Consider the following 11698-nt stretch of genomic DNA (forward strand, 5'->3'; position numbering starts at 1 on the left):
GATGGCCCATTGCGGTTTAATATTTTCATAAAATATTGCAGAAAAATTTTGCTTATGTCCAAAATCCAATTTTTTACCCGTCCTACTACCACAAGGTTTGGCGGGGTATCAAGACAATTGCCTAGGGTATTCATCGGTGTATTTTCTACGTTTACTACCATGGCTTATGCCCAGACGGATACGACTGCCAGTGCAGTGAGTACGGCGGCTTTAACTGATAATGGCAATGACCCACAGCCTGCCGTTACCACGCTTGACACTATTATCATTCGGGCAGAAGATGCCAGTCAGCAATATGCTGCTACCCAAGCGACCACTATTTTAAAATCGGATGAAAAATTGTTTGATAGTGCAAAATCGGTGAGCGTGGTCACGCAAAATCAGCTGCAACAAAAACAGGCGACCACGTTAGCCGATGCGCTCAAAGGCGTGGCAGGGGTAACGACAGGGCAGTATGGTCGTCGTGGTTGGGATGATATTGCGATTCGCGGACAATTAGCAAGCTCACAGATCCTGGTCGATGGGATGCGCACAGCGACTTCTAGCAATTTTTTAAATAGTATGGATATCTCTGGGCTAGAATCAATCGAGGTGGTCAAAGGCCCCGACAGCGTCGGCTTTGGGCAGATGATGCCAGGCGGTGTGGTTAATTTAACGACCAAAAAACCCAAAGACGAAACATTTAAAAATCTCAAACTCTCCGCAGGCAGCAACGATTTTTATCAAGCAGCCTTTGATATCAACTATGCCCCCAATGGCTCAACCGATGGGGCATTTCGTCTCAATGGTCGTGTTTCTGACCAAAATGACCCCACCGATTATGTGTATTTCAAAAATTACTATCTAGCGCCTTCTTATCGTTTTGCACTCGGTGATAACACGGATGTCACTTTGTTGGCAAGCTACCAAAAGCATGATTACATCCGCCAACAAGGGCTACCGCTACAAAATAACGCCTACAAGACATACCCATCGAGTTTATTTTTTGGTGAGCCCAATTATACTGTCCAAGATGAGCGCTATAGTCTCGGCTATCAGCTTAACCATGATTTTGACTCAGGTTGGCGTCTCAAGCAAAACTTTGCGCTGTCAAGACGTGTAGCCGATGCCGATGCGATTTTGGCAAGCGGTACACCACCGACAAGCACAGTGTAAATTATTTACAGTATCTGGGGCTATATGCCAAAGATACTATCAAAGTGAATTCTCACTGAATTATCGACTTGGCAGGGCGTCATGATTGGTCAGATGTCAAAAGCAACGATTTGAAAAAAGATACCACCGTCAAAAATTCTGACAATGCTTTCACCGGCTCAGCCTCATTGATGTATCAAGTCAATGAAAAAATTGCGCCGTATATCAGCTATGCCACCGCATTTTTGGCGACCACGGACGCGGGCAAAGATGGCGATTTACTTGACCCAGAAAAAGGCGAACAATACGAAATTGGCGTCAAACTGCAAACGCCAGACGAGCGCACCCAAGCCTCGCTGAGCTATTATGATTTGACGCGAAAAAACGTCAGCGAAAGTTATACTGATGGCACAGAGACTTATAATGTGGCGGTTGGCGAGCAACAAACCAAAGGTTTTGAGGCTGAACTGACTTCAGCAGTCAATGACAACTGGAACGTTAGCGCAGGCTATAGCTATATCCCCACCGCCAAAATCACCCAAGCGTCCAACAAATCAGATTATGTTGTCGGTCAGCGTATCAACCACATACCCAAACAAGCCTTCAATATCAGCACACAATACTATTTTGCGCCATCGCATTTGGGCTGGTATGTCGGGGCAGGGGCTCGTTATGAAGGGCAGCATCATGTTGAGCGTGGCTCATCTAAAGTCGATTTACCAAGCTATACCCTATATGATGTTGAAGCAGGCTATAGTACCAACCATTGGCAATTGGGTCTGTCGGTCAAAAACTTAACCGATAAAGCCTATTATTCAGGCACAAGCCCGAATGCCGCTATGATTATGTTTGGTGAACCCCGTACCCTGCGAGCAAATTTAACCTATAAATTTTAGGCGGCGATGTGACAAAACTTTATTTTGACAATATAAAGCTAACACAAAGCGAATATAAAGAAGCAAATTGAGGTTTTAAAGCCATTTGATTTCAAAGTTGCTTAATATTTTAAAGTGGGTTAATTAACGTGGTTTAATACAGTCGCTTGTTCAATTTAGCCTAATTTTTAATATTTTTGTTGATAATGATTATCATTTATACTAACATTTAACGTTAGTTGTTATATTTATCGTGTTATAGGAATGATTATGGATTTTGCAAATTACTGGCAATATACAGATGTAGTGACCAAGACGTTATTTTTTGTGTTAATTGCGTTATCGATGTTGTCTTGGATTACAGGCATTTTACGTATCTTAAATAGCCAAAAAATTGCCAAGACAGTGTCGCAAGATTTGACCCAGCAAATTTACCAACAGCAATCTCAACTGACCACCTTATCCCTAGACAATCAAAAATTAGTCACTGAGCAGCAGTTACTGCAACAGCTCAATCGCTACCGTTTTGCCAGTGAGCAGGGCTTAAATATCCTTGGCACGACCGCTGCCATTGCCCCTTTTATTGGGCTATTTGGTACCGTGTGGGGGATTTTTCATGCCTTGCATAGCATCGCTAAATCAGGTCAAGCAGGACTTGGTCAAGTCGCAGGGCCGGTTGGGGAGGCTTTGATTATGACTGGGCTTGGGCTTGCGGTAGCGATTCCTGCGGTCATTATGTACAATGTCATAGTACGAATCAATCGCAAAGCCATGCATCAAGCGAATGACACGGCGCATACCTTGCTTGCCAACGTGTTAATGAATTCTTCCAGCCAAGTTACGCAAACTAGTTTAGCCGCTCAACCCCATTTGCAAACCAGCTCGCAGCCCAAGCAACAAACTAACGCCGCTGACTTAATGCTGAAAAACGCCTAACTTTGACCCATCGCTAAACAGATAAATAAATAAACAGGGAATAATTTATGGCATTTCAACTCGGTGATGACGCTTCGACGGGCATGAATGAAATCAATCTGATTCCACTGATTGATATCATGCTGGTCTTGATGATTATTTTTTTGGTGACGGCAACGGTAATCAATCCCAGTGTACCGCTAAATTTGCCCAAAACCTCAGCACAAGTCAATGAAGCCCCGCCCAAAGTGATACAAGTAAGCATTGATAAAGATGGCAAGATTTTTTGGGATGATGCCGGTATCAGTTTGGCGCAATTAAACACGCGCTTTGCCGAACAAGGCAAATTAAGCGAGACACCAAGCATTCAGCTACGCGTCGATAAAGACAGTCGATATGATACCGTCGCACAAATCCTAGCAATAGCAAGCGAAAACAAGCTAACCAAGATTGCGTTTGTCAGTGAATAACCTGATTGAGAAAATTTTTATTGATAATAAGAATAATTATCATTATTATATAAGAAAATTTATCAACGAGGTGCTTATGTTTGTGTGTATCTGTAATGCCGTCAAAGAAAGTCAAATCAAAACAGCCATTGAACAAGGTCATGACAGCTTAGAAGCATTACAAGCTGAGCTTGATGTGGCTACTTGCTGTGGCGGCTGTCAGCCTATGATTGAAGGTTATCTCGAAGAGTACGCCCAGAGCATCAATAACTATACGCACCTATTTATTGAAGTTGCCTAATGTATTAACGTTGCCTAGTTTATTAAATTGCCTAATGAGCTGTTAGCGTACACACCCAAACTTATTCATTAATCTCAATGAATGAGCGACTGACAAATATTGTAAATTATTTGCTGCGATGAATTGTTTTTAACGTCACTTTAATTTAGTATTTCAGATAATACCCAACCTTTGTTTCTGTTCATTTTTCAAGGATATACCCATGAAAGGCAGCCAAGCTGTTATTGATTATCTAAACTTCTTAATTAGTGGTGAACTGGGGGCTCGTGACCAGTACTTTATTCATGCGCAAATGTATCATGAATGGCATTATCCAAAACTTCATACGCGTATGCATCATGAAATGGAAGAAGAAAGCGATCATGCGCGTGCCTTAATCAATCGGGTGTTGATGCTAGAAGGCACACCCAACATGAAAGTTGCCGATATCAACATCGGTCATGATGTGCCAAGTATGCTAAGAGCCGATCTGCAGCTTGAGTATGCGGTTCGACAACATCTTAAAGACGGCATTGCGCTTTGTGAGCAAGAGCAAGACTATGTAACTCGTGAGATTTTGGTCGCCCAATTGGTCGATACTGAAGAAGATCATGCGCATTGGTTGGAGCAGCAGTTAAGACTGATTGATATGATGGGACTAGCCAATTATCTGCAATCTCAGCTCGGTGATATCTCTGAATAAGGCGACCAAGCAATAAGGCAACTAAGGTAAACATTATGCAAGTCGATAAAGAAATTCTAAGAGCGCTAAACCAAGTTTTGGGTCAGGCACTGATTGCTATCAACCAATACTTCTTACACGCGCGTATCGCCAAAAACTGGGGATTAAGTGAACTTAACGAAAAATTGTATCATCAGTCGATTCATGAGATGAAATGGGCAGATGACCTCATTGAGCGTATCTTAATGCTAGATGGTCTACCAAACTTGCAAGAACTTGGCAAAATTTTAATCGGTGAAAATGTCGCTGAAATTTTGCGTTGTGATTTACAACTAGAGTATCAAAAAACTGACATCATCAAAAATGCGATTGCTTTATGTGAGCAGAAAAGCGATTTTGTCTCTCGCAAATTATTGATCAAACTCAAAGACGGGAGTGAAGAGCACATTGATTGGTTAGAAACGCAGATGGAACTAATGACCTCGATGGGCATCGAAAATTATACGCAAAGTTTATTAGATTCATAAAGCGTATTAGTATGTTGGAATAACTGTATGAACCGTCAATATACCCAAGCTGCGTTGATTTCTGTCATCTCTATACTGATGGCATGGCTTATCATCATCTTAGTGGCAGTACTTTATTGATTACAGTTTTAGTTGTCGTGTTTGGCATATTGGCATAGCCAAGATGATGAGTGATTTCGGCTGGCAGTGTTCATTTTGCCAGCCGTTTGGTGAGTTATTTTAAGGGACTTTTTTACCCAAGATATGTTCTACAAGATGCGTGTTAGAAACCTTCTAATACAATTTTGCCTTTTGACTTGCCTGATTCAAGCAGCTTATGCGCCTTCTTCAAGTTTGCAGCGTTAATATTGCCTAGATTTTGGTTAAGCGTACTTCTAATTTTTTGCTGGTCAACTAACTGGGCAACCTGTTGCAACAGATCACCTTGCTTTTCGATATCATCGGTTTCAAACATTGAGCGGGTGAACATCAACTCCCAATGGATAGAAATAGATTTAGTCTTAAACGGCATAATATCAAAGGTTTGTGGATCATCGATCAATCCAAGCTTACCTTGTGGTGCAATCAGAGAAACTATTTGCTTGATATAGGTGTCTGTATGATTGGTAGAGAAGACGTATTTTGGTTTTTCAATACCTAATGCCTCGATTTGTTCGTTTAAATCTTTGCTATGATCAATGACATGGTCGGCACCCAGTGATTCCACCCAAGATTTCGTTTCTTCACGTGACGCTGTGGTTATCACGGTCAGATTGGTTTTTGCTTTTAGGAGTTGGATAGCGATTGATCCTACACCGCCTGCACCACCAATAATTAAAATACTGCCAACGTCGGTTTCTGAAATTTGAAACCGATCAAACAGCATTTCCCATGCGGTGATAGCAGTTAATGGCAATGCTGCGGCTTCTGCATTAGAGACTGTAATTGGTTTAAGACTGATAATTCGTTCATCGACTGCTTGAAACTCAGCATTACTACCATCTCGGGTTAAATCGCCAGCATACCAAACACAATCTCCTACTTTAAACGAGGTAACTTTTGAGCCAATTTCAATAATTTCCCCAACGGCATCCCAACCTAAAATCCGATTATTTGCTTCAGACGAATTTTTTCTCACTTTGGTATCAACGGGATTCACAGAGATTGCCTGAACTTTTACCAGTACATCACGCTCCTTAAGTGTAGGCTTGGTTTTTTCGATATCGACCAATGAATTTTTAAAATCATCCTGGTTACTGATAACATACGATACGGCTTTCATGGATTTGTCCTTTTGTAATAGTGGATTAGTTTAATTTAATGCAGTGTTTTTAGTGTATTGCAGACAGGCTGGTTTAGGTCAGTCAGCCTAATCTGATAGAATTAATAAAAAATAGTGGATATTCTGAGGCTAGGCTAGGCTAAAGGTGCAAGGTCAAGGTCGCAAGGTTAAGGGCTCAAGGTTAAGAATGCGAGCTAAGCTCACATTTTGCGCCTGTGTTTTCGCCAAAAATAGCCCTTGGTAAAATGCTGTCATTTATTGTTATACCAGTGTACCCAATTAAGGGTAGCGAGTGCAATATCATTTACACCTTATCACTTATGCTTGTTTCTTTGTTAGGGTTAAAGCAAGGTTATGGTTAAAGCAAGGTTATGGTTAAAGCAAGCATAAATGGGTAATATCAACCTCAAATTTAAGCTGATACAGACATTCCCCACGACTTAAAGCGCAAATGTTTATGTAACCTTTATACAACAAAGCTAGGTGCTAAAGCCGTTTGACATGAATATAACAGTGGTTTAGACTCAATTTTGATGCTAGTCAATGTCGGCTAGTCAATATTGGAGTATTAGTGATGGTTAAAACCGCTTTATATGTCCGTCTTGAAGCTAAACCAGGTAAAGAACAACAAGTAGAAGATTTCCTAAAAGCTGGTCTGCCTATCGTCAATGAAGAACCCGCTACAGTTGCTTGGTTTGGTCTACGCCTTGGCCCTTCAACCTTTGGTATTTTTGATGCATTTCCTGATGAAGCAGGTCGCGAGGCTCATTTATCGGGCAAGGTTGCCGCCGCTTTGATGGCTCAAGCAGATGAACTATTTTCACAACCGCCTTCTATTGAAAAAGTAGATGTGTTGGCGAGTAAACTGCCAGCTTAGATTAAAGCCCAATTCTTTTGAGTTTAAGCTTCTTAAAGAGCTGCCTAAAATATTAACTAAAAAGCAGCTCTTTATTATATCAGTTCAATTAAATCAGTCACTTAGCTAATCTGTCATCCTCTACTATATCATTGACGTTTATTTAACTACATATATCCAATTACAATATTTTCTAAACTTGCTGATAGCAAGCCATGTGCAAATTTAGACTTTGCGCCATTTAACTACTTACCCTGTAATTAATCATATCGCTTTGTTGTTTTAATCGTTACCAAGTCTTAAATCAACTTATAAACTAGCTATCTTACTTAAAAAAACTGCTTTTCCCGATGGATTAAATTTTATTATTTACACTATCAATAAATCTACACTACAAATTAATAGACGACTGGTCTATTTTTGTGTATAGTGACGGCATGATGACAGCAAAATCCCAGTGTTGACTAGCGTTGACCAATGTTTGCATAGATATCAGTCGCGCAATCTTTTTCAATGCTGTGAGTCGATGCTACCAATCAGTGCTATTAAATAACGGATTGATTTGCTCGGCATCTTGTACATTGCGCACACGACTTACTGGTGTGCTCATGTAGCAATAACCCAAATTCTAAAAATTATCAGAGAAAATAATATGAAAATTTTACTTGTTCTGACCTCACATGACAAACTCGGCAATACTGGTAAGAAAACAGGTTTTTGGCTAGAAGAACTTGCAGCACCGTATTACACCTTTATTGATGCGGGTGTTGAAGTTACCCTAGCATCACCTCAAGGTGGGCAGCCACCGCTAGACCCAAAAAGTAACTTAGCCGATGCACAAACTGAAACCACGCATCGCTTTGAAGCAGATCCCGTGGCAATGCAAGCATTGGCACAGACCCATAAACTTAGCGAAATTTCTATCGCTGATTATGATGCCGTGTTTTACCCAGGCGGGCATGGTCCATTGTGGGATTTGGCAGAAGATCCGATTTCAATTGCTCTAATTGAACAAGCGATTGAGTCAGGAAAACCCGTTGCGACAGTTTGTCACGCCCCAGGTGTTCTTCGTCATGTAAAAACCAGTGATGGCAAGCCTTTAGTTAGCGGTAAATCTGTGACGGGTTTCACCAATACTGAAGAAGAAGCGGTAGGATTGACCGAAGTTGTACCGTTTTTAGTCGAAGATATGCTCAAAGAAAAAGGTGGTCATTATTCTAAAGCGGGTGACTGGCAAGTGTATGTCCAAGTAGATGGCTTGCTAATTACTGGACAAAATCCTGCCTCTTCTGCTGCAACCGCCAGCGCACTGCTTGAATTGTTAAATAAGGAGTAGCCCATGTCTGCATATGTGGTATTTACCCGTGAGCAAACTACGGACGCTGAGGAACTGGCGCAATATGCACAAAAAGCGCCGCTTGCTCGTGAAGGTCGTGAGCTAACACCCTTAGCTTTTTATGGTCAATTAGAAGTGCTTGAAGGCAATGAAATTGAAGGCGCTGTTATTCTACGCTTTCCTGATATGGCAGCCGCGCGAGACTGGTATCACAGTCCCATATATCAAGAAGCATTACAACATCGCCTAAAAGGGGCAAATTATCGTGCCTTTATTATTGAAGGTGTTGAAGACGCTATTTGAGAAAAAGCACTGCTATCAGATGTGCTAACTCACAAGTTAGTACATGAGTGAGACGCATTGCTATCAAGTTGATGTAATAGCAGCCCAGTAATACATAATGATTGGGCTGCTATTATAATTTTTGCAGCTATCATTGTCGTGAAGCTAAGGTAGTAAAACTAAGTTAGTGAGGTGTTAAGCCAGCAAAGCTAAGTTTTAAGACTTTCCACTTTTTAATAAAAATGCTGTCGCTTTTAGCGCTTGATGTAATGGTGTTTTATCTTTTTGCAGCTTACTTAGTAACGCCGCGCCCATCCACATTTGGTAAGTCACTTGGGCTAACGTCAAGGCATCAGTCTCTGCTTGGATAGAACCATCTTGTTTGCCCAAAACGATGACTTCAGCAATCCGCTGGATTACCTTATCGACGCCATCGGACATAATAGCGCGCATATCTTCAGATAGGTCAGCGACTTCTGCCGCAAGTTTTACAATTAAACAGCTATCTGCCCAACTACACGGCGCATTAGGATCTTCAACCCATAGGTTAAAATACCCGATTAGTTTTTGATAAGCGGATTGGTCGCTATGCCATAGTTCATCTAAACGGCGTTGGTAATTATCTACATAATACTGTACCAATTCACAGCCGAAAGACTCTTTAGATTTGAAGTAATGATAAAATGAACCTTTAGGGATGTCGCAGCTTTGTAAAATTTCTTGTAATCCCACACCGCTAAAACCTTTATGCAAAATCAGGTCAGAACTGGTGTTAAGAATGTGTAAGCGTTTTGCTTCAGACTTCTTGATAGGGGCAGACTCCATAGTTATTGTGTACGCTATTATAAAAAATAGACCAGTCGTATAGTTTTTATTATAACTTATCTACAATGAATGTAAAGACGTTTTCATTGAATGTGTTAACTATTAACATCAATAATTCAATATAAAACAAGTATTTATATAAAATTAGATAGTGATTAGGTGATTGATTCAAACAGTCAAAACCCAATCACATGAGTATGGATTTAGAAGTATGGTTTTAAAATAGGGATTGACGCTAATTGCTATTTAATCATTGCAAGCTAAAAAATAAAAAACCACTGAGGATTAATGCACCTAAGTGGTTGTTTATATGGTGGGCCCACACAGACTTGAACTGTGGACCAAAGGATTATGAGTCCTCTGCTCTAACCAACTGAGCTATAGGCCCGAAAGCGTAGTATCACAAATATTGCTAAGCAAATTTGTCAAAACTAGGCTGATTATAATACCTTAAAAAATTATTTTTGCAATGTGGAAATGGATAATTTTATGCAAAACGCTGATTAAATCAGCATAAACTTGTCTCACCGAATACGCATTATTTGTCTTGTGTCACCGCAATCATCACACCCATGTATTTATTGTCATTGCGTGAGAGCGTCTGACTATACAATGCCGAGGCGCTACCGCCATCCAAAAACAACGCATTGTCACAGCCCAATTGCGATTTGAACAAATCGGCAAACTCATAAAAGCTGACAGGCGTGTCGCTTATTACAAATTTGACGCGGCTAGGATTGCGACCACACACGCCAACACCATTGCGGTATTTTCTCGAGGTACTATTGGCATCAAATGCCGGATGGATGTTGCCATCGATGACCAGCATGGGTCCAGATTGGGTGGCGAAGGTCGGTTTTGCTCCGCTTGCCAGTTTTTTTGCCATGCTTTGACTTTCAGTGATATAAAAACCTTGACGATCTTGCCAAAATACCCCATTGGGCATTAGGTGAAAGTTGCCGCCGCCTTGCTTGAGATTTAGGGCTCGGATTTGCTTGCCATTGATGACCGTATAGCCAATCGGGGCAAAATTGCCATCGTACATCCCTGCATTCATTGCAAACAGCAAGGTTTTGGCAGGTTGCTCACTTGCCAAATAATCGCGCAGGGCAGTAAAAGTGAGTAGTAATGGGTGGCTCGTGGACGAGGGATTTTGCCACTGCAGTGAAAAATTCGCCGCGTTTTTAGCATCAAGCTCGCAGATACTATAATCGAACGGCTGGCTTTTTTGCTGACAATCTGGGATGGCTTTGACAGTAAACTGACGTGCCAAACCGATACTTGCCACCAATAATAGCGCCAAGCATAGGCTGACAACAACCGCTTGTGTTTTTGTGATATTTGAGAGCGTCATACCATTGACAGAAAATTTAAGCTATTTACTATTATACCATAGTTGCGTATCACAGAATATATCCGCGATTTATTACAAAAAACTTGTTCAACTTGATATTCTAGCAATTTCGACTTAACAGTGATGAATTAAACTAGTTTTTGCCATCAATATCATTATAATAGGCAACTAAGAACAGCATCCCCGTTTGTTCAAATCGTGATTTGACATGCCCAATGGGCAGTGTACGGGCTGTTTTTACAGTTTCTCACACTTAAAATCATAATCCCCTTCAATTTTAAAGGAATTTAACATGGCCATTGAACGTACGTTATCAATTATCAAACCCGATGCAGTCGCAGGCAACCACATTGGCGAAATCTACAGCCGTTTTGAAAAAGCAGGCTTAAAAGTTGTGGCAGCAAAAATGTTGCATTTAGATAACGAAAAAGCAGGCGGTTTCTACGCTGAGCACAAAGAACGTCCATTTTACAACGATTTAGTCTCTTTCATGACTTCAGGCCCAGTGGTGGTATCAGTACTTGAAGGGGAAAACGCAGTGGCTCACCACCGTGAAATCATGGGCGCTACCAATCCAAAAGACGCCGCTGAAGGCACGATTCGTCGTGACTTTGCTAACAGCATTGATGAAAACGCGGTTCACGGTTCAGACTCAACCACATCTGCAGCCCGTGAAATCAGCTATTTTTTCAGTGATAATGAAGTTTGCCCACGTACGCGTTAATCCTAACACAACAAAAAACGGCTTAAATCTTTAAGCCGTTTTTTTATTGGCTATCGTTTTTTTATTGCCTATCAATAGGAATGATTTATTACTCAAAATTAGAGATAAAAAATAGGATAAAAAAGCAAAGATGCAAAAATAATATTAGGTTGTGTTGAACATTTAATATACAAAAGAACATAATGAGGAAATTTTGAT

Annotated in this window: 14 protein-coding genes and 1 tRNA gene; 11 read left to right on the forward strand and 4 right to left on the reverse strand. The window is 40.9% G+C overall.

Going from position 1 to position 11698, the window contains the following annotated elements; all coding sequences use genetic code 11:
- The first annotated feature begins 54 nt into the window (after positions 1 to 54).
- The 7 genes from RT034_RS10075 to bfr (RT034_RS10105) all read left to right on the forward strand — a co-directional run bounded on the left by RT034_RS10075 (position 55) and on the right by bfr (RT034_RS10105) (position 4862).
- Entirely contained in the window at positions 55 to 1155 is a 1101-nt protein-coding gene (locus RT034_RS10075; RefSeq protein WP_313016356.1) for a TonB-dependent siderophore receptor, read from the forward strand.
- A gap of 68 nt (positions 1156 to 1223) precedes the next feature.
- Complete coding sequence (locus RT034_RS10080) at positions 1224 to 2030, forward strand: TonB-dependent siderophore receptor (RefSeq protein WP_313016357.1); 807 nt, start codon at positions 1224 to 1226, stop codon at positions 2028 to 2030.
- A 249-nt stretch (positions 2031 to 2279) separates the two neighbouring features.
- Entirely contained in the window at positions 2280 to 2945 is a 666-nt protein-coding gene (locus RT034_RS10085) for a MotA/TolQ/ExbB proton channel family protein (protein WP_313016359.1), read from the forward strand.
- 47 nt (positions 2946 to 2992) lie between these two features.
- On the forward strand, positions 2993 to 3394 hold the full coding sequence (locus RT034_RS10090) for an ExbD/TolR family protein (protein ID WP_313016360.1): 402 nt from the start codon (positions 2993 to 2995) through the stop codon (positions 3392 to 3394).
- Positions 3395 to 3470: 76 nt separating this feature from the next.
- Positions 3471 to 3674, forward strand: a complete 204-nt coding sequence (locus tag RT034_RS10095) for a (2Fe-2S)-binding protein (RefSeq protein ID WP_007116452.1) — start codon at positions 3471 to 3473, stop codon at positions 3672 to 3674.
- Positions 3675 to 3876: 202 nt separating this feature from the next.
- Entirely contained in the window at positions 3877 to 4356 is a 480-nt protein-coding gene (bfr, locus tag RT034_RS10100) for a bacterioferritin (RefSeq protein WP_313016362.1), read from the forward strand.
- Positions 4357 to 4391: 35 nt separating this feature from the next.
- Positions 4392 to 4862 carry a bacterioferritin gene (gene bfr, locus RT034_RS10105; RefSeq protein ID WP_096488544.1) on the forward strand — a complete coding sequence of 157 codons (471 nt, stop codon included), beginning with the start codon at positions 4392 to 4394 and terminating at the stop codon, positions 4860 to 4862.
- A gap of 262 nt (positions 4863 to 5124) precedes the next feature.
- On the opposite strand, the gene RT034_RS10110 is transcribed toward bfr (RT034_RS10105), so the two are convergent.
- On the reverse strand, positions 5125 to 6123 hold the full coding sequence (locus RT034_RS10110; protein ID WP_313016365.1) for a zinc-binding alcohol dehydrogenase family protein: 999 nt from the start codon (positions 6121 to 6123) through the stop codon (positions 5125 to 5127).
- Positions 6124 to 6697: 574 nt separating this feature from the next.
- On the opposite strand from RT034_RS10110, the gene RT034_RS10115 reads away from it, so the two are divergent.
- From RT034_RS10115 to RT034_RS10125, 3 genes are all read left to right on the forward strand, one after another.
- Positions 6698 to 7000 (forward strand): putative quinol monooxygenase, encoded by a 303-nt coding sequence (locus RT034_RS10115; protein ID WP_313016367.1) that lies wholly within the window; start codon positions 6698 to 6700, stop codon positions 6998 to 7000.
- A 631-nt stretch (positions 7001 to 7631) separates the two neighbouring features.
- Entirely contained in the window at positions 7632 to 8315 is a 684-nt protein-coding gene (locus RT034_RS10120) for a type 1 glutamine amidotransferase domain-containing protein (RefSeq protein ID WP_050323949.1), read from the forward strand.
- Positions 8316 to 8318: 3 nt separating this feature from the next.
- The gene (locus tag RT034_RS10125) at positions 8319 to 8618 is read left to right on the forward strand and encodes a DUF1330 domain-containing protein (protein WP_004961451.1); all 300 of its coding nucleotides are present in this window, start codon (positions 8319 to 8321) and stop codon (positions 8616 to 8618) included.
- A 195-nt stretch (positions 8619 to 8813) separates the two neighbouring features.
- Here RT034_RS10125 and RT034_RS10130 read toward each other — a convergent pair whose 3' ends face one another.
- The 3 genes from RT034_RS10130 to RT034_RS10140 form a co-directional block, all read right to left on the reverse strand.
- Positions 8814 to 9422 carry a TetR/AcrR family transcriptional regulator gene (locus RT034_RS10130; RefSeq protein ID WP_313016370.1) on the reverse strand — a complete coding sequence of 203 codons (609 nt, stop codon included), beginning with the start codon at positions 9420 to 9422 and terminating at the stop codon, positions 8814 to 8816.
- A 311-nt stretch (positions 9423 to 9733) separates the two neighbouring features.
- Positions 9734 to 9810: transfer RNA gene (locus RT034_RS10135), tRNA-Ile, on the reverse strand.
- 150 nt (positions 9811 to 9960) lie between these two features.
- Positions 9961 to 10776 (reverse strand): phosphodiester glycosidase family protein, encoded by an 816-nt coding sequence (locus RT034_RS10140; RefSeq protein ID WP_313016372.1) that lies wholly within the window; start codon positions 10774 to 10776, stop codon positions 9961 to 9963.
- A 292-nt stretch (positions 10777 to 11068) separates the two neighbouring features.
- On the opposite strand from RT034_RS10140, the gene ndk reads away from it, so the two are divergent.
- Positions 11069 to 11500, forward strand: coding sequence for a nucleoside-diphosphate kinase (gene ndk, locus RT034_RS10145; RefSeq protein WP_309596860.1), 432 nt, complete (start codon positions 11069 to 11071; stop codon positions 11498 to 11500).
- Positions 11501 to 11698: the final 198 nt, after the last annotated feature.

Origin of the sequence: Moraxella sp. CTOTU48841 (genome assembly GCF_032061225.1) — a bacterium.
GTDB lineage: Bacteria > Pseudomonadota > Gammaproteobacteria > Pseudomonadales > Moraxellaceae > Faucicola > Faucicola cinerea.